This window comes from Paenibacillus camelliae, from assembly GCF_023715345.1.
Classification (GTDB): domain Bacteria; phylum Bacillota; class Bacilli; order Paenibacillales; family Paenibacillaceae; genus Pristimantibacillus; species Pristimantibacillus camelliae.
This window is the reverse complement of the sequence record NZ_JAMBNY010000010.1, coordinates 24,131-48,858: the sequence shown is the minus strand read 5'-3', so window position 1 is coordinate 48,858 and position 24,728 is coordinate 24,131. Positions and strand designations below refer to the sequence as shown.

Here is a 24,728-nt window from a genome sequence, read left to right as displayed (position 1 = left end):
AAGGAGCGAAAATGATGCAGCAATTAAAATTTGCAGAAATTTTCAGTAGCCGTCGCAAACAGCTTCGCATGACACAAGGTGAGGTAGCTGCTTATGTAGGAGTATCGAATGCGGCCGTATCCAAATGGGAGCAAGGCTTAAGTTATCCTGAGCTGACGTTGCTACCTAGGCTTGCAACGCTAATGGATTTATCGATAGATGCACTATTAGGCTATAACCCTCAATTGACAAGGAAAAAAATTAATGAGCATTATGCGGCATTTGCCAATCGATTCAGGGATGAGACCTTCGATAAGGTGCAGGCAGATATAGAGAAGCTGCTTCTTGAGTATTATTCCTGCTACCCTCTATTGGTGCAGATGTCTCAGCTATATCTCAACTATTATACCCGAGCTTCAGATCAGGCAGCTGTGCTGAATCGCATTGCAGAGCTTAGTGAGCGAGTGATCTCACATTGTGACGATTATAAGCTGACACATCAAGCGAGAATGATTCAAGCCTATGTGCTTCTTCTAACAGGTAAGCCTCAGGAGCTGCTCACTTTTTTAGGTGACAAAATTTCTATTCAATATGGGGAAGAATTTTTAATCGCAAAAGCGCATGAGATGCTTGGTGATCAAGATAAAGCGAAGCTGGTCGTACAGGTCAGCATGTACCAATACATGATCGTCATGATCACCAGTGCAACGGAAAGTCTAGCGCTGGAAGCAGCTAACAGAGAGCATTTTGATGAGACGGTGAATCGTATTGAACAAATGCTTCAACTGTTCCAAGTCGAGCAGCTTAACCCTAATCTTAGTCTAACATTTTACTTTAATGCCGCGGCAGGATATATGAAGCAGCAGCGTGAAGCGGATGCGCTTCGCATGCTAGAGCAGTATTATCGAACATGCCGTAGCATGAAATTTCCATTACAGCTAAGAGGAGATGCATATTTTTATTTAATTGACGAGTGGATTGCTCAAGAAATTTTTCTTGGAGCTCAGGCGCCGCGCGATGAAGAGTCGATTAAGCAGGATATTGTGAATCTGCTGCTCCATAATCCGAGCTTTGCACCGTTACAGGATGATCCCGCTTTTCAAGCTATAATTACAAATCTAAAGCATGTCTTAAAGCTTAAGGAGGATGTGTAATGAACGAATTATCCGCAATCCCATGGGAGCTTATTGCGCCGATTCTTGTTATTCAGCTTGTGCTGCAAATTATTGCAATTATTGACCTGATCCGTGTTCCAGAGACAAAAGGACCTAAAGTGATGTGGTTGCTTCTCATTTTAATTAGCGGAATGATAGCCTCTATCGTTTATTTTATTATAGGGAGAAAACAACAATGAGCCTATTAAAAGTGGAAGCATTAACGAAGAAGTTTGGCAGTAAGGTCAGTGTTGATGCATTGAGCTTTGCGCTTCAGCCTAATACAGCCACTGCCTTAATTGGTCCTAACGGTGCTGGTAAAACAACAACGATGTCGATGATTTGCGGACTATTAGAGCCTAGCAACGGGAAGGTTACGCTGGCAGACGGCGGAGACATTCGCAAGCATATTGGCTTTCTGCCGCAATATCCTAAGTTTTACTCGTGGCTTAGTGCGCTAGAGTACGTTGAGATGACCGCTAGACTTAGCGGTATCTCTGCAAGAGAAGCGAAGAAGCGTAGTGAAGAGGTATTAACCTATGTTGGTCTTGGCAAGGATATGAAGCGGCTAACGTCTACCTTCTCAGGAGGAATGAAGCAAAGACTCGGAATCGCGCAAGCGATTGTTCATAAGCCGCAGCTTCTGCTGCTCGATGAGCCGGTATCTGCACTTGATCCGATCGGACGTGCAGAGGTGATGGAGCTGCTTAAAGAGCTGCAGCGGGAGACAACGATTCTGTATTCCACGCATATTTTACACGATGCTGAAAAGGTGACAGATCAGGTGCTGTTTATGAAGGAAGGCAGACTGGTGGAGGAAGGCACGCTGCAGGAGATACAACAGCGCTATGCCAATCCGAGATATTCAATCGAATTTGTACACGAGGCTGAAGCGGAAGCCTTCGCGCAGTCCTTAGCAGAACATGCAGTGAGAGAGGGCAGCAATGTCACATTGCCGATTGATGAGCAGCTGCCAACGATGAACGCATTAATGGCACTGCTGTCGTCCTCGCGCTATGAAATTATTAAGGTTGAGCGTGAAAGTGCATCGCTGGATCAAATATTCATGAAGGTGGCTGGTGTTGGTGAATTCACTGCAAGTACTGCTCGTTAAGGAATTTAGGGAAAGCTGGCGTAGCTTCAAGTTTATATGGATTCCACTTGTGTTCATACTGCTAGGGGTAAGTGATCCGGTCATGAATTATTTCATGGAGGATATATTAAAGGCTGTAGGAAATATGCCTGAAGGCTTTCAAATGATGATGCCCGAGCTTCAGCCGCTGGATCTGCTTATGGCTTCCACGGGTCAGTTTCAATTAATCGGTGTTATCGTGCTTATCGCTGTTTTTGTAGGAACGATAAGTCGAGATCGAAGCAGCGGGACAGCGACCTTGATCTACATTCGTCCAGTATCAGCTGTTTCATTGTTTATGAGCAAGTGGATAGTTGCAGCCTTAGTCGCGATCTTAAGTGCTGTGCTAGGCTATGCTGGCAGCCTGTATTATACATCGGTGCTATACGGCTCGGTTTCATTCAAGGATGCCCTTATTATGATTGTTACTTATGCTGTTTGGTTGCTCTTTGTTATGGCGTTAACCGTCGCACTCAGTGCTGCCTTTAGTACGGGATTAGCTGCTACGATCGCTATTATTGTTATTCCGATCGGTGGCATGATCGATTCAATCATCGGCAGCTTCTGGAATGCTTCACCATGGAAGCTAGTTAGCTATGGAGTAATGCTCGGAAGTGATACAGCGTTGTATGATGATTACTGGAAGACGTTGGCGGTAACGTTCGGCTTGATCATCATCTGCCTTGTTGTGGGTGTATGGGCGACACGATATAATCGTTCGAGAACAAAGGTATAATAGACATGCTGATGCTAAACAATAACCTCGGAATGGCGGCTGAAAGAGTGCTGTCCAACGCGAGGTTATTGCTTTTTATTGGTGTAATTCAAGCTTTACATACCCTGACGGGGTATATTATACTAGGATTAAGCTTGCAACAATGCTTGTTGAACAGCTGAGATATATGCTTGTAACGATGCAGAAGCTATGAATCAATAGCGATGCCATATGTATAGTAAGTGTACAGGATGGAACGTTAATGAATAGGGAGGAATGAACATGACAGAGGTAACGTTGAAAGTAGAAGGCATGAGCTGTAACCATTGCGTACAATCAGTAGAGCGCAGTGTAGGAGAGCTGGCTGGTGTAGATGACGTTAAAGTGAATTTGGCAGATGGCAAAGTAGCTGTTAAATTTGATGAAGCTAAAGTAACACGTGCTCAGATCGAAGAAGTGATTGATGATCAAGGCTATACAGTAGTTTAATGAACATCTGCTGTTAGCAGGTAGAGCTGCAGCTAATGATAGAAATGATAAAGCCAAGTGGATAGGGTTCAGTCCCGTTATCCACTTGGCTTTTTGTGCTAATGTTACTGAACCCATAAACATATTACTTCATCTCAACGAGCTCGCTTGATTCCCATAAGGTTTGACATTAAGCTGATCATTATTTTTTTCATCGAATCCCCCCTTCGCTATGTGATGCCGAGTATAATATCTATAAAGTTTCTGATATGTGGAAATACTTATTGACTCATATCAATCCAATAGTGAAATGGGGGGATTTCAGTGAAGTTGTCTTCAGTAATAAAGACGCAAGGAGAAATAAGGATTGCCTACTTGGATTCAAAAGCTTTCGCTGATGAAAAGCTAGCCCCTTTGGTGGTATGTCCTGGTTTATCTGAAACTGCTGAGGACTATTTGGATTTTATTAAGTTTATGTTGCCAAGAAGGACGATTGTGTTGTCTTTCCGCGGAAGAGGATTAAGTGATACGCCAATACACGGGTATAATCTAAACGATCACGTGATCGATCTCGAGCAAGTCATAATGGATGCACAGCTCAGAGAGCTACATCTGATGGCATTTTCAAGAGGAGTGTCCTACGCACTCGGCTATACTAGAAGGAATAATGATCGTATTAAAAGCTTAATGCTGCTAGATTATCCGTTAGAGCATAGAAGCATGGACGAAGACTGGGTTCATGACTATATTGAGCATTACTTGAAGCCGACAAAGCGAATTGAACTGATTCGTGAGGAAGCAGTAATTGGCATACAACTCGATTCTACAGATGAAGAGCTGAGCATTGCGTTTAATAAGCCAGTGCTGCTTATATATGGTGGATTGGAAGGGTCACTAATCACTACAGAACAGCTAGAACGGTATAAGGATAGTTTTAATTGTCTTGAGATAGTCAGGCTAGAAAACAGTAGTCATAATATAAGAGATACTGAGGGAGTGAAGCTCAACCAATCGATAAAGGAATTTATCGACAAGCTCTAACTTTACAAAAAAATGTCTGCCATCCTCCACAACGCAGTCAAACGTTGACGCATTGCAGGGACAGCAGACACAAGCATTTATCCGATCTGCTGAAGCTTGAGTGCTTGCTTCATTGCATACTGCAGCTGATCGCGAACGAGGACAACCTCGCCGATAATGATAAGCGCTGGATTGGTAAGCTTTTTGGCTTCAGCAAGCTTGCTCATCTCACCTAAAACGCCCGTAACAATCCTCTCGTTACTGGTCGTTCCCTGCTCGATAAAAGCAATGGGGGTGACGTGTGGCTTTCCAGCCTGTAACAGCTCCTGCTGGATATCGTGCAGCTGACTGACACCCATATAGATCGCTAACGTATCGACGCTATGCGCCAGCAGATCCCAACGAATGGGCTTATTGCTGTCTTGGCAGCGTGAACCGGTTATGCAGGCAAATGAAGCAGCGATGCCACGATGCGTTAACGGAATGGATGCAGAAGCAGATGCACCGATTGCGGAGGTAATGCCAGGGATGATCGTATAGGGAATGCCGACTTCAGCCAGTGCCAGTGCCTCCTCACCGCCGCGACCAAAGATGAGAGGATCACCGCCTTTAAGTCGCACGATGTTTTTACCAGCATGAGCATATTGGATCATTGTACTGTTGATTTCTTCTTGGGTCATTGCATGCTTGCCTGGTGCTTTGCCGCAGTAGATCAGCTCGGCGCTTGGTTTAGCAAAGGAGATGATGGCACGACTTACGAGTCGATCATATACGATGACCTCCGCTTTCTGAATGCGACGCAATGCTTTTAGCGTTAGCAGCTCAGGGTCTCCAGGGCCAGCGCCGACAATCGCAACGCTGCTGTTATTGGCAATCGAAGTCTTTCTGTTTCTTTCACTCATAGAATCAACTCTTTTCTTGAACAGTTTCTGAAGCTTTAGGTTGAAGCTGTGAAAAAGAAGGTAATGGTTTATGGGAAAGATACAAGAACAAAGCTGTAAACAATACACTGCCAATGAGGTTACCGGCAAGTACGGGAATCTGATTCCATATCCACCAGTCACCCATGCTTACGTTAGCTCCAAACATCATGCCCATCGGGATCACGAACATATTAACGACGGCATGCTCGAAGCCTTGTGCGAAAAAGATTAGGATCGGAAGCCACATCGCTGTAATTTTACCGATCGTTGACTTGGAGGTTAACCCCATGACGACGCCAAGGGTAACCATCCAGTTACATAAAATAGCTTTAACAAAAACGAGAACCAAGCCTTCCATGCCAAGCGCTTTGTAGCTTAATGTTTTTGCTTCCGAGATACTAATAATGTTTGCGATCATTGGGTGCTCTGTATTGCTGCCTATGCTTGTTATGCTTACCCAGTAAAGCAAAGCGTAGACGGCGCAGCCTAGTAAATGACCGATGATGACATAGAACCAATTGCGCAACATAGCAGCAGACGTTGTCTTTTTTTCTAATACAGAAAGAGGAATTAGTGCGAAGTTACCTGTGACAAGCTCAAGTCCTAACAATACGATAATGACAAAGCCAACAGGAAACACAAGAGCACCTACAAGGCCGAGTCCAGTTTGAGCAGTTGCTGTAAAGGCAAGCGTTGTAGCACATGCTAAAATTGCTCCTCCTAATCCGCCACGGATCAGCATTTGCAGTGGGGTTGCATTGGCTTTGTTCGCCCCGTTAATAACCATCGTTTCCAGCACCTCTATAGGTTTTACATAACTCATGGCTCAGCCACTCCTTTTTTACATGTGGATATAGATGTCACCGCTTTGCTCATCAACTTCTGTCTTAAACGTTGTAACGCAGCCTTCATCCGGATCTTGCACCTTGCCACTGCGTAAATCAATTTTCCAATCGTGAAGCGGGCAATGAACCTTGCCGTCACAAACCATACCTTCAGATAGTAAGCCGCCTTTGTGCGGGCATTTGTTTTCTACAGCTAGCACACTGCCATCTGATAAGTGGAAGAGTACAATGTCGATATTTTCAATGCGAAGCTTGCGAGAGCTCTTTACATCGATTTCAGATCGTTTACCTACTAAAATTTTTGAAGTCGCCATTGGAATACCTCCTATTGAGCAGCCGTTTGAATATCGGCAAGCTGTTCAAAGTTTTTGCGTAGCTCTTTGTCCTGAATGATTTCTTTCCACGGATCAGTAGTGAGGCTTAATGTTTTATTAATGCGCGACATTAACGCCAAGCGATCCTCTTGCTTTTGTAGTGCTTGCTTCACATAATCGAGACCTACACGTTCAATCCATTGAGCGGTACGCTCGTTCCATATCGCTTGCTCGCGATATAACTGAAGGAACGCAGAGGACCATTCCATTACCTCGTCCTCAGTTTTTACAACACAGAGCAGATCAGTCGCTCTAACCTTAACCCCGCCATTTCCGCCTACATGAATTTCCCAGCCGCCGTCAATCGCAACGATACCAAGGTCTTTAATCGTAGCCTCTGCACAATTACGAGGACAGCCAGATACAGCCAGCTTTACTTTGGAAGGAGCATTAAGTCTTTCAAATGCTTTTTCCATTCGAATCCCCATGGCGATTGAATCCTGTGTGCCAAAGCGGCAGAAGGTGGAGCCAACACAGGTTTTTACGGTTCGTAACGTTTTACCGTAAGCATGACCTGATGGCATATCAAGCTCTTCCCACATTTTTGGGAGATCCTCTTTCTTAACGCCGAGTAGATCAAGTCGTTGTCCTCCTGTGAATTTAACCATCGGAACATTGAATTTCTCTGCAACCTCAGCAATTTTTTTGAGATCGGAAGGAGTAGTCACCCCGCCATACACGCGAGGTACGACAGAGAAGGTGCCGTCCTTTTGGATATTAGCGTGGTAGCGCTCGTTCGTGATTCGTGATTCCTTCTCATCCGCGTACTCCTCCGGATAAAGCATACCAATATAATAGTTTAAGGCTGGGCGGCATTTTGAGCAGCCTTCTGGCTCTGACCACCCAAGTACATTCATCGTTTCTTTTATAGATAACAGCTTCATGCGCTGGATCTCAGCGACGATCTCATCACGAGAAAGTGTAGTACAGCCACAGATCCCTTCCTTTACAGGTTCAGCTGCTGCATCACCTGCATATACGCTCAGCAATCCTTCCACAATAGGTTTACAGCCGCCACAGGAGCCAGAAGCCTTTGTGCAGGCTTTAATGCTGGATACGCTATTGCAGCCCTTCGAGTGGATAGCATCAACGATTGTTGCTTTTGTAACACCATTACAGCCGCAGACAATTTCGTCGTCTGGCATTGCCTCGTATCTAGCGGCAGGATTGCCGCCGTTAAGCTGATCGAGTGAGATGCCTAGGAGCAGCTCTTTCTCACGTCCTTCTACGATTTCTCCTCTTTTAATAAGGGAGAACAGCTCTGCTCCATCAGAGGTATCGCCAAACAGTACAGCTCCAATTAACTTGCCGTTAGAATCGATCGTAATTTTCTTATATGTGCCAGCAAGATCATCTTGAATGCGGAGAGATTTTCTGCTTGCATCTTCTATGAAACTCCCTGCTGAGAATACATCAACGCCAGAAACCTTCAGCTTAGTCGATGTCACAGAGCCTTGATATCCTGGTGCATCAATACCGGCAAGTCGCTTTGCCAGCACCATACCTTGCTCATAAAGTGGGGCGACTAGACCGTAGGCAATGCCGCGATGCTCCGCACATTCACCTACAGCGTAGATACCAGGGAGATTGGTTTCCATTTCATCGTTTACAATAATTCCGCGATTAACATCAATGCCAGATGCTTTTGCAAGCTCAACATTCGGCCGGATGCCAACTGCCATTACGATAAGATCGGCTTGAACCTCACTGCCATCGGTAAAATGCAATGCCCTCACACGCTTGCGACCGGAGATGAATGCGGATTGCTTATTCAGCAGGAAGGTCATGCCTTGAGCTTCTAGCTCTCGCTGCAGCATTCTAGATGCAGGCTCATCAAGCTGTCTTTCCATAAGATAGTCATGAATATGCACGACGGATGTTTCCATTCCTAGATGAATGAGGCCTCTAGCTGCCTCAAGTCCAAGCAAGCCGCCTCCTATAACGACTGCCTTTTTATATTGCTTTGATGCTTCCAGCATCGTCTCGCAGTCTTTAATATTGCGAAACGCGATGACGCCTTCTTTATTAGACCCTGCAATTGGGAGCATAAACGGCTGTGATCCAGTAGCGATAATGACGCGATCATAATCAAAGTGTTTGCCTAGCTGGGTTGTGATTTGGCGCTGCTTCGTATCGATACGTACAGCCTTTTCCCCAACAACAAGCTTGATGCCGTTCTCCTTGTACCAATCCCAGTCATTAATAACGATTTCCTTCATATCCGTGCTACCAGCCAACACCGATGAAAGCATGATGCGGTTGTAGTTCGGGTGCGGCTCATCTCCAATAATTGTGATGTCATATGCATGGGGGGCTAGCTTTAGCAAATGCTCAACGGTACGTACACCAGCCATTCCATTACCAATCATTACAAGCTTCTCTCTTTTTTTCATCGTTCTCTCTCCTCTCCGGTCCCGAAAAAACTAGAAAAAGCCTGCTTCCTATAACGAACTAGGCACACGTTGGGTGTGATTATACGTTCGTTATATGAAGACAGGCTTCTTTGCCATTTCATGTGAATACGCCATTGTATTCGAGCATGTTCTGATTTCTTTCTTACACCAACTATACTACAAAATGGAATCCATGTAAATATACCTAACATAAAAAGTTATGGATTTATTGTTATCGACAAGACAACCTCACATGTGTTATATATATTAACATGAGTTTAGGGCGGAATATTAGTGCTATACAGTAGAAGGGAGAGCTTCCTATGCGTTCGATATTAATGATCTCTAGTGTGAAGTTAGACGAGATGCATTCAGCTAATAACGACACGAACCTTCTTATAGATGCACTTGAGTCAATCGGCTATATGGTAAGTCATGCACATTGTATGAGTGAGGCAAAGGTGAGTATTCAAGCAGCTGATGTTATTATACTGGATATGACTTTAGATGAAACGAAGCAATGGGTTCATTCACTAATGAAGTCGAGGAAGACCCCAATGCTATGGTGGTGCAGTGCACAATCAAGTGAGCGTTCCAAATCGTTTTGTGACAGTGATTTGCAGCTAGACGGAATGTTGACTCCTGGTATGAATGAACAGGAGCTGCATTGGGCTCTATTTCTTGCCTCGAAGCAGTGCTTTGAACGACAGCAATGGGCAACGGAGCTAAAGCTGCTTAAAGTAAAGCTCGAGGAACGAAAATGGGTTGAGCATGCGAAAGGTATACTATGTAAAGTGAAAAATGTATCTGAAGCAGAAGCATATAATATGCTGCGTAAGCAGGCGATGAATGAACGGAAACGGCTTATTGATGTAGCGTCATCAGTAGTGAATGTATATCGAATGCTGGAGGAATCATGAAAGGGGCGAATCGTATGTTTACAGGATTATTGAAGGAAGTTGCAAGAGGCAAGAGAGGTGCGCGTGACTTGACCTATGAAGAAGCGCTCGGAGCAGCGGAAGCAATCCTAACAGGAGAAGCTACACCTGCACAGATTGGTGCTTTTTTTGTTGCACAACGGATTAAGATGGAAAGTGTGGCTGAGCTAAAGGCATTCGTGGTGAAATGTCGTGAACAGGCTCATAGATTGCCAACTATGGAAGGAATGGATTGTACAGGTCCGTATGATGGAAGAGTGCGATCATTTTATGCTACGTTTGCAACCTCATTTGTATTAGCAGAAGCGGGCCTGCCGGTAACCCTGCATGGTGCGCCGACACTTCCGCCTAAGCGAGGCATTACCCTGCATGATATGATCACTACACTAGGGGTCGAGCTCAATCAACTGAGCAGGGAGCGTGCAGCCGATATAGCTCAGGCTACAGGTGTATTATATGTTCCTGCACAGCACTGGAGTCCAGCTATAGAAGCACTGCGTAATATACGTGAGGAGCTGGATATGCGAACAATAATGAGTACGGTAGAAAAGCTAATCGATTATGCACATTCTCCCTATCTCGTATTTGGTGTTTTTCACAACACAGTATTTAATCGAATGAGTGAGTTAGTTCAGGAGCTAGCATATGAACGAGCACTCATTGTTCAAGGCGTAGAAGGCTCGGAGGATTTATTTATTGATCGTCCAACACGTACTTACTATGTTGAGTCTGGAAGATCGGAATTACTCGTTATTGATCCAGAGCTATATGAATTAGCTGCAACGATTCCAGAGATGGAATGGACGGCCAGCAAGCAGGTTCAGGTGACGGAAGAGGTGCTGAATGGAAAAGGGCATCCTGCCTTTACGAACCAAGTGCTGCTTAATGCAGCGATGCGATTGTACGTAGCCCAGCGCGTCAATGGTATAGAACATGGCTTGGACATATGCAAGACGATCGTTGAGAGTGGTGCGGCGGCAAAGCGATATGAAGCTTGGAAGCTAGCGATGGCTGATCACTCTTTATAGAAGATAGAATTAAAGTAGTCCCTCCGAGTCGAAATGTTGTATAATAAAAATTGCAACCACGTGAATGGAATTCACGTAAATAATGATGTCAAGCAAATTTATGAGACGAGGAGGAAGAGCAATGGGAAGGATAAGCTTCATTTTTGTAAGCTAGTCGTTGCAGGGATCATCGGCACAAAAGCGCATGGCGATTCATATGCAACAGCTGGCTAATACGGGATAAATGAGGTGCCCATCGTTATATCATTCCTTAGCGTAAAGGTCAGCTCTGCAATATGATCGATCTGCGTGAAGTTAAGATCAATTATCATATTGTAGGAGGTGGAGTTCTACTTTATTGAAGTAGGACAATCATTTGACAGGAGTTTATATTTTTGTTTTTATCATTTTAATTGCATTAACCGCATTTTTCGTAGCTACGGAATTTGCCATCGTAAAAATTCGTAGTTCTCGTATTGATCAGCTAATCGCTGAAGGGAAAAAAGGCTCCAAGGCAGCCAAGCATGTAACGACGCATTTGGATGAATACTTGTCTGCGTGTCAGCTTGGTATTACAGTAACTGCCCTTGGTATCGGTATGGTCGGAGAAAGAACCTTCGAGTTTATTTTACACCCATTTTTCGAAATGATCGGCATACCTACTAATCTAATCTCTGTATTTACAATTGGTGGAGCATTCTTGTTTGCAACATTCCTACACGTCGTAGTAGGTGAACTAGCTCCAAAAACGGTAGCGATTCAAAAAGCGGAAATGGTTACACTTGCTTTCGCAAAACCGATTATGATTTTCTATAAGGTATTGTTCCCATTTATTTGGTTCTTGAATGGTTCAGCACGTCTATTAGTTGGTTTGTTCGGCTTGAAGCAAGTAAGTGAGCATGAAGTAACTCATACACAAGAGGAAATTCGATTGCTTATTGCAGAAAGCAACAAGTCCGGTGAGATCAACAATAGCGAAATGAAATTTGTAAACAATGTATTTGAATTTGATGACCGTCTAGCTCGTGAAATTATGATTCCGCGAACAGAGATGGTTGCTTTTAGTATAGATACGCCGTATGACGAAATTCTTAAGCGTATCTCGCAGGAAAAATATACGCGTTATCCGATCTTTGATGGTGATCGTGATAATATTATCGGATTTTTTAACATTAAAGACTTCTTGATTAAAGGTCTAGAAGACCCTGGAAAAGCAAAAACATTTGCACTCAAAAACTTTATTAAACCCGTGATCAATGTAATTGAAACGACACCGATTAAAGAAGTTTTGCAGAAGATGCAAAAGGAACGTATTCATATAGCTATTCTTGTTGACGAATATGGCGGGACATCTGGTCTTGTCACAGCTGAGGACATTATTGAAGAGCTTGTTGGTGAGATTCGCGATGAGTTCGACGGTGATGAAGTCGCACATGTACGTACGGTAAGTGAGGGGCATTACGTTATCGATGCTAAAGTGTTGCTAGAAGAGGTATCAGAGCTTCTGCAAATCTCACTAGAAAACGATAATGTAGATACGCTTGGTGGTTGGATCTTTGCGCAGAACACGGATCTTGATCTGAATAAAGTCATTACTCATGAGGGCTATGCGTTTACGATTAAGCAGAAAAAGGGCTTAGTTCTGAAATTCATTGAAGTGAAAAAGCAGCCGGCAGAAGTTATTGAATTTATACCGGAAGCACAGCCTTCCTAATAGGTGATATGAGTAAGAGTCATTAGTAAGCATAAGCTAACCGTCATCGTTCTATGTAACGATGACGGTTTTTTTGATGCTGCTCTACAATAAGTAGAATGCTTCATTCGTATGACTTGCAGCTGCAGCGCATATTAAGCCTACAAACTTGCTTTACTTTCACCGTTGTAAACGTTAAAGTAAGGGGGAATTAAGAAGGAGGGGTTGGAAAGTGGCCATTGCTGAAGTAACAATCATTCCGATTGGAACAGGAAGTACGAGTTTGAGTCCTTATGTAGCTGAACTGCAGCGCGTGCTGCAGCAGCAGGAGGGCGTTCGCTATACACTAACATCGATGAGCACAATTATTGAAGGTCCGTTGGATGAGGTGTGGAAAGCGATTGCTGCACTGCATGAAGCGCCGTTTCTATCAGGGGCTAAGCGTGTGTCGACCTCAGTGAAAATTGACGATCGTCGTGATAAGGAGAGCTCATCTGAGCAGAAGCTGCGCTCTGTCATGGAGAAGCTTACCGATTCATCGCAATGAAACATAAGAGCTGATTACGATTATAAGTGCTAAACATATTAAAATATGGTAAATTGTACATAAACATAGATGAGGTGATACGATGTCCGGGTCCATTTTTGGTATTTGGTTCTGGCTAATCATCGGCTTAGGATTTCTCGCTATTGCAGGCATGGTATTTGCTGTTGCTTATTTGATATATTACATGACGACCAAGAACAAAAGGAATATGTAGACCGATGTGGAACCAGTAGAAGGCAAAACGCTCCGTCTTCATAGTGATCAACAATGATCCTATGAATCGGAGCGTTTTGCTTTTAAGCTACCCTATTAAGTTATCGTTATTGCTCTAAGGCGATATGATAACGTTTATGGTGTTGTGGAGCTTACACTTGTAAGATAATCAATGACGCGAATTATGACTGCTGCTGCTTCAGCGCGTGTTGTCTCTGCTTGAGGAGCGAAGCGGCCATCGGCTTTGCCTGTCATAATACCTAGCTCATCTAGCAGTGCTGCTTCACTCTGTGCCCATGCTGGTATGCTCGCTTGGTCAGTAAAGCTAGATGCTGCGCTGCCCTCAAGCTTCAAGGCGCGAGCAATGACAACGGCAAGCTCAGCACGTGTAATGCTTTCATTTGGACGGAATGAGCCGTCTGTATAACCGTTAAGCAGACCAAGCTTCGTAAGCTGTGCTATAGAGGACTTCGCATACGAAGGAGTCTTGTCATTATCTGTAAAGCTAGTTTCGTCTGTAGAGTTCACAGGCAGCTTTAATGCACGAGCTACGATCACGGCAAGCTCCGCACGATTTAATGCTTGATCTGGACGGAACGAGCCATCCGCATAACCGTTCACTAATCCTAGCTCCGTAGCACGGTAGATCCCGATATAGCCCCAATGAGAAGTAATATCGTTGTATGAAACAACAACTGGTGTCACTGGATCTGATGGCTCCTCTGTAGGCGTATTTCCATTTCCATCACCATTGCTGTTATCTGGGTTATCGTTACCGCTGTTACCTGTAGAACCATCGTTTCCAGTAGAACCGCCATTGCCGGTAGAGCCGCCAGGTGCTACACTGCTAAGACCAATAATATTGTCACCCGTTTTTGTAATGGTGTAGTTGAGTTTTTCACCGCTCCAGAAATGCAGTGTTAGCTTAACCACGCCATCGTTAACCTCGTTGAAGAAGTTTTTTGTCAGCGTAAGCGTGTTTTCATCATAATTTGGCTTGAACGTATAGGCGAATTCCTTGAAGGACGTCCAGTTCTGAGGGCCAGCAATGCTGCCATCCTCGTAGAAGGCTTCCATCGTCGCTAGCTTATCACCGTTAAACGCTACAGGAATTTTAAATTGCTCAGTTGTTCCGCTCGTATTGCTTAATGTTGGTGTTGTGTAGGTGATGATAAAGAATTTCCAATCCTTTCCGCTGTTGAATGTAGCAGTTAGAACGGTATTGGATCCGAGTGCTTTAGATTCAGTAAGCTCTTGAATGAGGCTCGCCTTTAACGTAAGCACATCGTTATGAAGTACATAATCATCGCCTGCAACTAACACTTCATTGCCATACTTGAGTTCGACTAGCTCGTTACCATGAAGCTGGAGCTTGATGTCTACATCTTTAATCGCAGCATTCTTTCTAACGAAGATAGAGTCCGTGTCCGCTGTAGCTGAACGTCCAGCCCAGCTTGCTTTCATCATGTCATATAGCTCTTGATCGGACCATTCGTAAGAGGTACGTCCAAAATGCTGACCATTATCCCAAAGCATATGTGTCAGTTGCTTTTCTTGTGCATAGTGGAGCATATATTCGAAAAACTTTAGCTTTTCACCCTGCTGGATCGCATGAAGATCCGTATCGAAGCCGAGCAGCCCAAACTCTCCGATAATAACCGGGACGCCATCTGCGACAAAGCTGTCATATGCACGATCGAAGGTTGTAATAATATCATTTTTCGTTTCTTCATTAAAGGTAGTGAACCCTGCGATATTCACGCTGAATGGCCAGAAGCCATAATAGTGAATGGTAGCGATAATATTAGGATCATCCAGCTCTTGTATAAAGGCTTGAAGCGCTTGGACTTTATGTGGTTCACTGCCTGTATCTAGCGTAGGCAGTACGAGCGGACGAACGTCGTTATGCCCGCCTGAATTTCTAACAATTTCATAAAAAGAAGCATTTAGTTCATCAAGATAGGTTTGCTTTTCCTCGTCACTGCCATGGAAGCGAGGCTCGTTGATGCTCTCGAACATAAGCTTCGTGGAGTGATTTTTATAACGGTCTGCAAGCTGTGTCCAGATCGCCTCGAAGCGTGCAAGTGACTCATCATGGTTCTCATGCATGCCTTGCTCAAGCCAGATCCATGAATCATGATGAATGTTGATCATGACGTACATTCCTTCATCCATGGACCATTGAATGACTTGATCTAATCTACCTAGAAACGCTTCATCAATCGTATATTCAGGGCCAGCTGCCATTCTCTGATCAAAGGTAACTGGTATACGAATGCTCTTAAATCCTTGCTTTGCAAGCTCTTCAATAAATGGTTGTGTAACGCGAGGATTGCCCCATGCGGTTTCATCTGTACCTACAGCATCAAAGGTGTTGCCCAGATTCCACCCAGGCTGCATCGCTGTTACATAATCTTGAATCGTGGTCGTATCCTTTTCAGCGTCCGCTGCATAGCCTACAGCTGGTATTGCTAAAGCAAGCAGCACAATTAGGGAAAGCATAGTGTTTCGAATGTGTTTCAACATAATACCTCCTTAATATAATGGTAAAGCACCTCAATAGTATACGGAGCTGCAGATCTAGGTAGAATTATTGGCAGCGCTTCCAAAATAATTTACCATATAATAATGAATGGACAATACATCATAAATTGGATAATAATTCATATGCAAAATGGAGATGCAGCATTGCTTTTGCGGCCAATCGTTAATATTGGGTAGCATAATAGTCTATATTTCGTAAAAATGAGCTTGATCCTGTACAATAAAATAAAGGATAACAGTAGAAATAGGAAGGAAACTAACTTGTATGGATAATACTTGGGTGAATCGTAAAAAGAAGCTTGAAACATATATGCAGGAGCAGCAGCTGGATGGTATGCTGATCACCTCACCAACGAATGTGTATTATTTGACGAACTTTGATTCAGATCCACATGAACGCTTTCTAGCGTATTATATGAACTCAGGTGGTGAGGAATGGTTGTTCGTCCCGCAGCTGGATCTTCAAGCTGCAAAACAAGAAAGTAATGTAGCATCGATTATCGGTATCGAGGATGGCGTTAATCCTTACGATGTATTGCTTCGTACGATGAAGCAAGAGCCAGCACGACTTGGAATCGAGAAAGGAATAATGACTGTTGCACGCTATGAGCAGCTCATTAAGGCATTAGATCATCCAATCTGTATTGACCTGGTGGATGCGCTTCTCTCGCTTCGCATCATAAAAAGCAATGAGGAAATTATGAAGGTGCAGCGGGCAGTTGATATCGTGGAACAAGTGATGGGAGCAGCAGCTAAGCTGGCTGCCGTTGGCGTGTCGGAGCTGGAGCTTGCTGCTGAGATCGAATATCAGATGCGCAAGCAAGGTGCAGATCGCCCGGCATTTGAGACAATGGTGCTATTTGGTGCGAGATCTGCATTGCCGCATGGCAAGCCAAGTGGTGCTAAGCTGCAGCGGGGAGATTTCGTGCTTATCGATATCGGTGTACAAGCCGCAGGCTATTGCTCTGATATTACAAGAACCTTTGTGATGGGCGAGCCTACTGAAGAGCAAAAGCGTATCTATCATACTGTGCTTGCGGCAAATGAAGCTGCGATTGCTGCAAGTCGATCAGGCATCACCTTTGCCGAGCTCGATCAGGTGGCAAGAGCTCTAATTGTGGAAGCGGGATATGGTGCTTTATTCACGCATCGCTTAGGACACGGCTTTGGGATGGAGGTACATGAGCAGCCTTCTGTCTCAGCAGGGAACAACAAGCAGGTTAAAGCTGGGATGCTGTTTACGGTTGAACCAGGCATCTATCACCCGACGATAGGCGGCGTTCGGATTGAAGATAATATCTATATCGCTGAGAGTGGAGAAGCGAAAGTTCTAACAAGCTACCCGAAGCATTTGATTCAGCTAGGACAATAAATATAGCATGGCAAGCAGCCCTATTGATTCCGTTCAATAGGGTTGCTTGCTGTTGAATGTAACGACCAACAATTTTGGGTTAATATTATAGATGGAAATTTATGACATGAAAATAGTGCGACAGTCCCATTTATTGGCATGACAATATATTACATAATGGTAATTGTAACCATCGTTTTTATAGGATATTAGTAGGAGTGGACGCAGCTTATATGTACAAATCAGTAGCAAATGAAGTGGATTTAGCACTATTTAACGGGGTTTGGATCACAGTTTGGCGAGAAAAGGGGTATGAGCTCGAATTTGGCGAGAACGCTCTAGAACGAAGTATTATTTACAATGAAAACGGGGAACCGATTGGCACCTCAGAATTGAAGCGATATTATGCAGATCATCGAAGCAGCATAAATGAGGTCGCACCATTTGCTAGTCATCCGTGGGTAGTAAACGCTAAAGGACAAGTAGGTGAAAGTGACAAAATCGCATTATTAAGCTCTTATCGCGGAAAAGGGAGGTATACGGATTACGTCCTTTCTTCGATATGCGCCAATGCAGCGAATCACAATATTACATGTATCGTATCGTTGCTAGAGCCAGTATTTATGAGAGCGTTAAGGATTCTTTACAAGGTGCCTATGCAGAAGCTGGGTGGCAAGCTCTTTTACAAAGGGGATTACGTTGTGCCTGCCGTCATGGATGTTGGATATATCAATCAATATGCACATCAATTTTCATGGTACAAGTCTCTGGTCAACAGCGGCAATTAAATAGAAAATGAGGTTTTATGATGACGAAGATAGCTCTAACAGAATTGGATAAACGTAATCGATTGCTTGTCTGGATAATATGGTGTTTGCTTGCGTTGGGTGTCGTTACCGACATCAGCATCGGGTTACCTTGGAATATGATCATTGTGCTTCTCATCGTTGGCGGCTTGATCTCAGCGGTTGCGACGATCATGACCTTTGTGAATAAGCTTAGTCCGTATGTGAAGTACGTTATTCCGTTCGGGCTAGTCAGTATTACTGCAGTGCTTATTGTGAGTGATCCGGCGCCGATTGTCAGCACGTACTTTTTAATTTATGTAAATATGGCGATTGTAACGCTTTACTCGGATTATCGTCCGATTGTAATTACTGGTGTGCTTGGTGGAGTGTTAACGACATACTTGTATATGGATGAAGCGATTCGAGATAGAATTTTCCCGAATGATTCCTTAATGTATTTATATTTATATCTCATTTTTGCGGCGCTTGCTCTAAGTGTGTCTGCTTACTTTGCACAACGGCTGCAGCGCAACATTCAAATGAGAGAGCAGGAGGCTCTAGCGTCTAAGGAGCTGTCAGATAAGCTTATCGATAAGCTTGAGCAATCGATTATGGTGCTTAATGAATTTAGCACCAAGCAAAAAGAGCAAGTGACGACTGCAACAAGCATCTCACATGAGGTAACCTCTACATTTAATGAAATGACTTCAGCTGTTGAGCAGCAAACGAGTCATATCGTAGCCATAAATGATGCAACTCAAACGATGGATGCTAGTATTAATGAAATGACAGACAGCTTTCATATGGTTGAGAAGTATACCGAGGAGAATGCAAGACTAACAACACAAAGCACAGAGCAAATGCAGCATATGAAGGAAGAAATGCTGCAGTTAAAGCAATCTACGCAGCAAGCGCTCGAGGAAATGGAGCGTCTAAAGCGAAGCAACGAGCATGTGCAGGATATTGCTACAACGATTAATGACATTGCTTCACAAATTCATTTGCTTGCGCTTAACGCTGCAATCGAGGCAGCACGTGCAGGTGAGCATGGCAGAGGCTTCGCTGTCGTATCAGGTGAGGTTAGTAAGCTTGCCGAGCATACAAGAGGCTCCGTTGAACAAATCAGCGAGCTGCTTGCCGTCATTCACCAAAGCATCGATGCAGCCTATCATCACGTTGAAGCAGGCAACGATTCCGTTCTGCGCAGCAGCAGATCATTGGAAGAAACATCGGAAGCACTTGCTCAGACAGAGTCGAACTCGGTGCAGGCGTCAGAGCATACATTAAAAGCAGCTGCCACTACAGAAAGCTTAGCTCAGCAGTCGTCTATGCTTGCTGATCGAATGAACGGTATATCTGCAACGACACAGCAAAACATGGGTGCTGTTCAAGAGGTGAACGCGAATATGGAGCAGCAATATGCCCAAATGGTTGACATGAGTCGACAGTTTGAGAAGCTTGATCAGTTGGTGTCCGAACTTAAGCAACTTGTTGCTAGACGTTAGCAGCATGATTCAAAGCAATACAGCGAGCAACCCAAGTTACTCTAGGCTTACGTAAGAGCAAAGCGATCCATTAAAAAAACGATAGCTCCATTCGTCATTCGTAATGACACTTGGAGCTGTCGTTTTTTTACTTAAATCGACTACAAATGTCGACAATATCACGCAAAATATTTTATGAAAATAATATGTGTATTACGTGGGATTAATTCATAATTTCAATAAAATAATTATAAATTAATTTGTCAAGGCATTATTTTAATAGAAATATATGGTTGTTATTATGTCATTATGTGGTTTATAATACAATAAATTTATCTTTTAATATTGATCATGATAATTAGCTTTGGGAAGGAGTCGACTGATGCATCAGCACAGAATTGACGCCATACTGTACAATAAACCTGTAAAGATACAATACTTGGACCGTTATGACAATGAGGATACAAAAGAGGTTTATGGGCGTATTTTTAAGAAATCGGCAATGTTGGAACAGCAGTATCAGAAAGATCTCTGTGATTTTACCGAAGAGCAATTAAAAGAATTTGTTATTAACGTACTACAGCCAAAAACGAAGGAAAGCTCGAGATCGATCTATTCAACGATCTCTTCTTATATTGAGTGGGCAATCCAATCTAAACTCTCGATTCATGAAGTAAATCCTTGGAAAAAGCGCAGCACGGCTTATATATACAGTCTTGTCATTCCCGTGAAAAACTACATGTCCTTCGAGGAGAAGCAATATATATTCGAAGCGCTCGTTAATGCACAAGATAAATTTATCGTAGAAGCGTTATGGAATGGAATTCAAGGTGAAAAGCTGATGGAGCTAGTCACGTTAAAGATAGAGCATGTTCACCCAGAGGAGAATAAAGTTACGATTTACGACGAGCAGGGTCAAGTTAAACGCGAAATTATTGCGTTTGATGATCAGCTGTGTACCTACGCTTTGATGGCAAATGAACAGCGAATTTATGTTAAACGAAATGGTCAATGTAGTGAAAATGCGATTTCAGATAGTGCAGACCTGGTAGAATCAAGCTATATCCTTAAGCACTCCAACACAAAGCATCGCGGTGCTCGTACGTTCACGACCCATTATACGGTATACAATCGAATTGAAATGCTGCGAAGCTTGTCAGAGTTAGAGAAGCTTGCCAAAGTGCTCGTTACGAAAAATATCGTTCGAAGTGGTATGATTTATCATGCGATGCAGTTGTATCTGCGTGATGGAGAGCTAGAGCGGGCACAGATTCAAGAGGTATGTGAACGCTTCAATGTACGCTTTAAGTGGTCGATGAAGGACTTTCTTAATGTGGAGATGATTCAAAGCTTGTATCCTGATCTCAAGCTTGGATAAAACCAGACTTTATGATCGACGAATATGCTCCCCTTACTGTGGACAGGTGTATTTCAAACCTGAGGCAGTAAGGGGAGTTTTTGCTTGAATAGCGTAGACTGTTTCCTTCGCTTGTTGTTTATGTCGAATCATATCAGTACAATATAAATAATTCAGATTGATGTACAGTCAGCAAAGGGAGGCGGAATAATGTATAAGGTTTTAATTGTTGACGATGAAATTTTCGTGAGAAAAGGACTAATTAATTTAATGGATTGGGCATCTTTGCAGTATGAGATATGTGGCGAAGCGGAGAATGGACTTCAGGCAATCGACATGATTGAGCAGCTTAAGCCTGACCTTGTCATTGCAGATATTCGTATGCCCGTACTTGATGGATTAGCACTAATTAAACGAGTGAAAGAGGAGGGAGCACACCAGCCTCTTTTTATTATTGTAAGCGGATATCATGATTTCTCGTACGCTCAACAGGCGCTGCGTTATAATGTGCAGGACTATATCCTAAAGCCTGTTGATGAAGAGGAGCTAGCGTCTACACTGCGCAAGCTGGCAAGCACGCTGAATCAAAAGAGACTAAGCATTCTATCGGGAGCAAGACCGATTACTGAATCGATCCTGGAAACACTACTACAGTCCGAGCTAAGCGAGCAAAGCATAGATCAAATTGCTGGTGCACTTCAAATTCCTGCAGCGTCCCCTTATACCTACATGCTGCTTGAGGTTCAAGATTTACAGCCTGATGGTATGACGAATTATGTGCCTGCGATAGAGCGCGTTATGGAAAAGTTCTTTGATCACCATGGAACGACGCTGCCTATACAAGTTCGAGACCATAATCAATACGGGATGATTATCCCACTGCAGCTTATAAGCGGATTGAACAATGATAGAGCAGAGCTCTTCAATAGGCTTCGTCAGCAGCTTGAGAAGGAGCTCGAGCAGACGGTTGCCCTCTATGTTGGTGAAAGTGTTGAACATCTTAAAGAAATCGCTAACTCGTATATTAGTGCGAATCATTGCTTGGATTATAAATTTGTAGAGCCAAGCAAATCTGTCCTATTTGCCGAGGAAGTGCTGAAGACGTCTTTATATTATTTCGATGTTGATGAAGAGCTGCATAGCAAGCTTATTGATCAGGTTGAGGAAAACCAAAACGAAGCATATGAAGCGACGATTGCAGCGATGTTTGAACAGTTCCATACGAAGCGATTCGCGCCAAGCGCAGTATCGAACACGATTACGCGCAGCTTAATTGGGGTTATTAACAGCATTAGACAGATGGAAGGCGATGAAGAGGAGCTAGACCTGCTTGACGAGCTGCTTGCCTGGCAGCGCAAATACCGCAATTTAACCCAACTTCAGCATATCTATGTACAGTTTGTACAGCAGGCAGCTGCTTATATTGCTCAGAAGCGCAGCGAGCAAGGAAAGGGCAGTATTGAAAAGATTAAAAAGTATATCGATTCTCATTACAAGGAAAATATCAATTTAAAAAGTATTGCTGCAAAGTTTTATATGAATTCTGTATATTTAGGTCAGCTTTTTCGTAAAACATACGGAGTTTACTTTAATGAGTACTTGCTTTCGCTCAGAGTGGAGGAGGCGAAGCGGTTATTAAGGCAAACGGATATGCGTATGTATGAGGTGGCAGAAAAGGTAGGCTTTCAAAACGCGGACTATTTTGTTACGCAGTTCGAAAAGCTTGAGAAGCTAACTCCTACCGACTATCGCAATAAAATGCTTGGCAAAAAATAATGAGGTGAGCAGGCGGTGCACAGATTTCATTTTAACCATCTAAAATTAAGAAGTAAGCTAATCTTTATTTATATTGTATGTGTGTGTATCCCGATCATCCTAACGAATATCGTTTTTTATAATGTCACGACCAATAACATTAAGAAGCAGAAGACGGTTGATGCCCAGCAGGCCATGTTTCAGCTGAAAAATGAGCTAGGTGTTGTCATCGATGATGCTGCAAGTATTGCCTACCTTTATTCGATCGACAAGCTGCTGGAGAATCATCTTGAGACGGACTATGCTTCGTACGATCAGTACATTGAGTCACTTGCCTCGATAAAAAATATATTTATTCGTTCAGATAAGGAGTATAAAACGGTTAGCTCTGCTCACATTATGACTGATAACCCTACAATTTTGGCTTCAGGCAATATTATCAATTTAGAAGATTCTATGCGGGAGACGGATTGGTATCGTAGTATCAAGGATCACAACAACGCGTACCCTAATCTATATGTGACTCCGTCATCGATTAGTGTGATTCAGCAAATAGCGGACAAGCGGTATCGAAAGTATGAGCATATTATAAAGATTGACCTGAATATGGAATATGTCAATCAGCTGCTTACGCTATCATCGTTTGAAGGCGATGTTTATTTTACGGATCAGAACAATGAGGTTCGTTACAGTAATGCTCCCGCATTTTTAGCTAATATGGAGCCCATGTTGAAGGAGAATATCAGTAAGCCCCAGCAAGCCATCACCTTCGAGCAAATGTATGAGAATAATCGCTACTTAGGTGGATGGTCGCTTTATGGTGTACTAGATGAAGCGAAAGTTCTTTCTGAGGTTAGACATTCGGGTCAGTTTATTGTATGGCTTGCCGCGATCAATTTTTTTATTCCAACGTTTATTATTTTGATGATGTCGCGTTCGATTCATACGAGAATTAAGCATCTGTTGAAGCATATGAAGAAGGTCAAAGGAAAAAACTTCGAGCCTGTTCCATATGTTCAGGAGCGGGATGAGATCGGAGAGCTGGCTGTTGAATTTAACCGCATGATCGAGCGAATTGAGAATTTGATCAACGATGTGTATTTGGCTGATATTCAAAAGAAAGAGCTCGAAATCAGGCAGCGGCAAGCTCAGCTTCACGCGCTTCATAGTCAAATCAATCCGCATTTTCTGTTCAATGCACTCGAAACGATACGGATGCGCAGCTTAATGAAGGGAGAAGGGGAAACGGCAAAAACGATTCAAAATATGGCGAAAATTTTTAGAAAGTCGATCTCCTGGAAACGAAGCTTTGTTACGATCCGAGAGGAAATCGAGCTGATTGAAAGCTTTCTTGAAATTCAAAAATATCGCTTTGCCAATAAGCTGCAATATCAAATTACGGTAGAGGAAGCGCTGAAGGAGCTGCTTATTCCGAAAATGACGTTTCTTCCTTTTGTGGAGAATGCAAGTATTCATGGCGTAGAAAACAGCCCTGGCATCGGTCTCATTACGATACAGATTGCCCGTGAGCATGAGCAAATCGTCTTTGTTATTACCGATAACGGAATGGGAATGAGTGCTGAAAAGCTGGACGAGCTGCATCATTATTTCACCGAGGATGATAGTATGGGTGAATCGGTAGGAATGAAAAATGTCTATACTCGATTAAAAATCTGCTATGGCGATGAGTTTACGTACAAGATTGAGAGTGAGCATGGGCATGGGACACGGATCATATTACGCTTACCCATTAAAGAGGTAGTTCAATAAGTTCGCCTTTGATCACGAGGTAATACTGGAAGCTAATTCGACATCGAATCTTGAATTCAGCCGGGCCTTCCGGTGCTCACGTACCAACTACGTACGCTGCGCTTCTCAAGCTCTAGCTTCTTCCAAACTTCTCGGTGCTGAAAGCTGAACTTATTGAACATCGATTAGAAGAGGTAGTTCAATAAGTTCGCCTTTGATCACGAGGTAATATTGAAAGCTAACTCGACATCGAATCTTGAATACAGCCCTATGCGATAAAAGTTGAATAGTGTCGAAAT

At 43.4% G+C, this 24,728-nt stretch carries 21 protein-coding genes; 16 read left to right on the top strand and 5 right to left on the bottom strand.

What is annotated here, in order from left to right:
• Positions 1–11 precede the first annotated feature (11 nt).
• From M3180_RS15500 to M3180_RS15475, 6 genes are all read left to right on the top strand, one after another.
• A complete protein-coding gene (locus tag M3180_RS15500; protein ID WP_251669146.1) occupies positions 12–1,133 on the top strand; it encodes a helix-turn-helix domain-containing protein in 1,122 nt (373 codons plus the stop codon).
• The gene (locus tag M3180_RS15495) at positions 1,133–1,333 is read left to right on the top strand and encodes a PLDc N-terminal domain-containing protein (RefSeq protein ID WP_251669144.1); all 201 of its coding nucleotides are present in this window, start codon (positions 1,133–1,135) and stop codon (positions 1,331–1,333) included. The genes M3180_RS15500 and M3180_RS15495 overlap by 1 nt, the downstream gene beginning before the upstream one ends.
• Entirely contained in the window at positions 1,330–2,247 is a 918-nt protein-coding gene (locus M3180_RS15490; RefSeq protein WP_251669142.1) for an ABC transporter ATP-binding protein, read from the top strand. Before M3180_RS15495 ends, M3180_RS15490 begins: the two co-directional genes overlap by 4 nt.
• Positions 2,219–3,001 (top strand): ABC transporter permease, encoded by a 783-nt coding sequence (locus M3180_RS15485; RefSeq protein WP_251669140.1) that lies wholly within the window; start codon positions 2,219–2,221, stop codon positions 2,999–3,001. The genes M3180_RS15490 and M3180_RS15485 overlap by 29 nt, the downstream gene beginning before the upstream one ends.
• A 261-nt stretch (positions 3,002–3,262) precedes the next feature.
• Complete coding sequence (copZ, locus tag M3180_RS15480; RefSeq protein WP_251669138.1) at positions 3,263–3,469, top strand: copper chaperone CopZ; 207 nt, start codon at positions 3,263–3,265, stop codon at positions 3,467–3,469.
• A gap of 303 nt (positions 3,470–3,772) precedes the next feature.
• The gene (locus tag M3180_RS15475) at positions 3,773–4,489 is read left to right on the top strand and encodes an alpha/beta fold hydrolase (RefSeq protein ID WP_251669136.1); all 717 of its coding nucleotides are present in this window, start codon (positions 3,773–3,775) and stop codon (positions 4,487–4,489) included.
• Between the two features lie 77 nt (positions 4,490–4,566).
• On the opposite strand, the gene cobA is transcribed toward M3180_RS15475, so the two are convergent.
• Genes cobA through nirB form a run of 4 tightly spaced genes read right to left on the bottom strand, consistent with a single transcriptional unit; the run spans position 4,567 to position 9,003 of the window.
• Positions 4,567–5,370 carry a uroporphyrinogen-III C-methyltransferase gene (gene cobA, locus M3180_RS15470; protein ID WP_251669134.1) on the bottom strand — a complete coding sequence of 268 codons (804 nt, stop codon included), beginning with the start codon at positions 5,368–5,370 and terminating at the stop codon, positions 4,567–4,569.
• Between the two features lie 4 nt (positions 5,371–5,374).
• Positions 5,375–6,214 (bottom strand): formate/nitrite transporter family protein, encoded by an 840-nt coding sequence (locus M3180_RS15465; protein WP_251669132.1) that lies wholly within the window; start codon positions 6,212–6,214, stop codon positions 5,375–5,377.
• Between the two features lie 18 nt (positions 6,215–6,232).
• Entirely contained in the window at positions 6,233–6,550 is a 318-nt protein-coding gene (nirD, locus tag M3180_RS15460) for a nitrite reductase small subunit NirD (protein ID WP_251669130.1), read from the bottom strand.
• Between the two features lie 11 nt (positions 6,551–6,561).
• Complete coding sequence (nirB, locus tag M3180_RS15455) at positions 6,562–9,003, bottom strand: nitrite reductase large subunit NirB (RefSeq protein ID WP_251669128.1); 2,442 nt, start codon at positions 9,001–9,003, stop codon at positions 6,562–6,564.
• Between the two features lie 323 nt (positions 9,004–9,326).
• Between nirB and M3180_RS15450 the strand changes: the two genes are divergently transcribed.
• From M3180_RS15450 to M3180_RS15435, 4 genes are all read left to right on the top strand, one after another.
• A complete protein-coding gene (locus M3180_RS15450; protein WP_251669126.1) occupies positions 9,327–9,923 on the top strand; it encodes an ANTAR domain-containing response regulator in 597 nt (198 codons plus the stop codon).
• Complete coding sequence (locus M3180_RS15445) at positions 9,920–10,969, top strand: anthranilate phosphoribosyltransferase (RefSeq protein ID WP_251669124.1); 1,050 nt, start codon at positions 9,920–9,922, stop codon at positions 10,967–10,969. The genes M3180_RS15450 and M3180_RS15445 overlap by 4 nt, the downstream gene beginning before the upstream one ends.
• Before the next feature lie 355 nt (positions 10,970–11,324).
• Complete coding sequence (locus M3180_RS15440; RefSeq protein ID WP_251669122.1) at positions 11,325–12,662, top strand: hemolysin family protein; 1,338 nt, start codon at positions 11,325–11,327, stop codon at positions 12,660–12,662.
• A gap of 211 nt (positions 12,663–12,873) precedes the next feature.
• Positions 12,874–13,188, top strand: a complete 315-nt coding sequence (locus tag M3180_RS15435) for an MTH1187 family thiamine-binding protein (protein WP_251669120.1) — start codon at positions 12,874–12,876, stop codon at positions 13,186–13,188.
• 348 nt (positions 13,189–13,536) lie between these two features.
• Here M3180_RS15435 and M3180_RS15430 read toward each other — a convergent pair whose 3' ends face one another.
• On the bottom strand, positions 13,537–15,927 hold the full coding sequence (locus M3180_RS15430; RefSeq protein ID WP_251669118.1) for a cellulase family glycosylhydrolase: 2,391 nt from the start codon (positions 15,925–15,927) through the stop codon (positions 13,537–13,539).
• A 283-nt stretch (positions 15,928–16,210) separates the two neighbouring features.
• Here M3180_RS15430 and M3180_RS15425 point away from each other — a divergent pair, with 283 nt between their 5' ends.
• From M3180_RS15425 to M3180_RS22945, 6 genes are all read left to right on the top strand, one after another.
• Entirely contained in the window at positions 16,211–17,317 is a 1,107-nt protein-coding gene (locus tag M3180_RS15425) for a M24 family metallopeptidase (RefSeq protein WP_251669116.1), read from the top strand.
• 212 nt (positions 17,318–17,529) lie between these two features.
• Positions 17,530–18,084 (top strand): hypothetical protein, encoded by a 555-nt coding sequence (locus M3180_RS15420; protein ID WP_251669114.1) that lies wholly within the window; start codon positions 17,530–17,532, stop codon positions 18,082–18,084.
• Between the two features lie 17 nt (positions 18,085–18,101).
• A complete protein-coding gene (locus M3180_RS15415) occupies positions 18,102–19,589 on the top strand; it encodes a methyl-accepting chemotaxis protein (RefSeq protein WP_251669112.1) in 1,488 nt (495 codons plus the stop codon).
• Positions 19,590–19,950: 361 nt separating this feature from the next.
• Positions 19,951–20,946 carry a phage lytic cycle repressor MrpR family protein gene (locus tag M3180_RS15410; RefSeq protein ID WP_251669110.1) on the top strand — a complete coding sequence of 332 codons (996 nt, stop codon included), beginning with the start codon at positions 19,951–19,953 and terminating at the stop codon, positions 20,944–20,946.
• Positions 20,947–21,135: 189 nt separating this feature from the next.
• Positions 21,136–22,701 (top strand): response regulator, encoded by a 1,566-nt coding sequence (locus M3180_RS15405; RefSeq protein ID WP_251669108.1) that lies wholly within the window; start codon positions 21,136–21,138, stop codon positions 22,699–22,701.
• 15 nt (positions 22,702–22,716) lie between these two features.
• Positions 22,717–24,450 (top strand): sensor histidine kinase, encoded by a 1,734-nt coding sequence (locus M3180_RS22945; RefSeq protein WP_251669106.1) that lies wholly within the window; start codon positions 22,717–22,719, stop codon positions 24,448–24,450.
• The last annotated feature ends 278 nt before the right edge of the window (positions 24,451–24,728 follow it).

Excerpts from the sequence above, each read along its gene's own strand:
- M3180_RS15500 (WP_251669146.1), top strand. The coding sequence starts at position 12 with ATGATGCAGCAATTAAAATTTGCAGAAATTTTCAGTAGCCGTCGCAAA.
- M3180_RS15495 (WP_251669144.1), top strand. The coding sequence starts at position 1,133 with ATGAACGAATTATCCGCAATCCCATGGGAGCTTATTGCGCCGATTCTT.
- M3180_RS15490 (WP_251669142.1), top strand. The coding sequence starts at position 1,330 with ATGAGCCTATTAAAAGTGGAAGCATTAACGAAGAAGTTTGGCAGTAAG.
- copZ (WP_251669138.1), top strand. The coding sequence starts at position 3,263 with ATGACAGAGGTAACGTTGAAAGTAGAAGGCATGAGCTGTAACCATTGC.
- cobA (WP_251669134.1), bottom strand. The coding sequence starts at position 5,370 with ATGAGTGAAAGAAACAGAAAGACTTCGATTGCCAATAACAGCAGCGTT.
- M3180_RS15465 (WP_251669132.1), bottom strand. The coding sequence starts at position 6,214 with ATGAGTTATGTAAAACCTATAGAGGTGCTGGAAACGATGGTTATTAAC.
- nirD (WP_251669130.1), bottom strand. The coding sequence starts at position 6,550 with ATGGCGACTTCAAAAATTTTAGTAGGTAAACGATCTGAAATCGATGTA.
- nirB (WP_251669128.1), bottom strand. The coding sequence starts at position 9,003 with ATGAAAAAAAGAGAGAAGCTTGTAATGATTGGTAATGGAATGGCTGGT.
- M3180_RS15450 (WP_251669126.1), top strand. The coding sequence starts at position 9,327 with ATGCGTTCGATATTAATGATCTCTAGTGTGAAGTTAGACGAGATGCAT.
- M3180_RS15445 (WP_251669124.1), top strand. The coding sequence starts at position 9,920 with ATGAAAGGGGCGAATCGTATGTTTACAGGATTATTGAAGGAAGTTGCA.
- M3180_RS15430 (WP_251669118.1), bottom strand. The coding sequence starts at position 15,927 with ATGTTGAAACACATTCGAAACACTATGCTTTCCCTAATTGTGCTGCTT.
- M3180_RS15425 (WP_251669116.1), top strand. The coding sequence starts at position 16,211 with ATGGATAATACTTGGGTGAATCGTAAAAAGAAGCTTGAAACATATATG.
- M3180_RS15420 (WP_251669114.1), top strand. The coding sequence starts at position 17,530 with ATGTACAAATCAGTAGCAAATGAAGTGGATTTAGCACTATTTAACGGG.
- M3180_RS15415 (WP_251669112.1), top strand. The coding sequence starts at position 18,102 with ATGATGACGAAGATAGCTCTAACAGAATTGGATAAACGTAATCGATTG.
- M3180_RS15410 (WP_251669110.1), top strand. The coding sequence starts at position 19,951 with ATGCATCAGCACAGAATTGACGCCATACTGTACAATAAACCTGTAAAG.
- M3180_RS15405 (WP_251669108.1), top strand. The coding sequence starts at position 21,136 with ATGTATAAGGTTTTAATTGTTGACGATGAAATTTTCGTGAGAAAAGGA.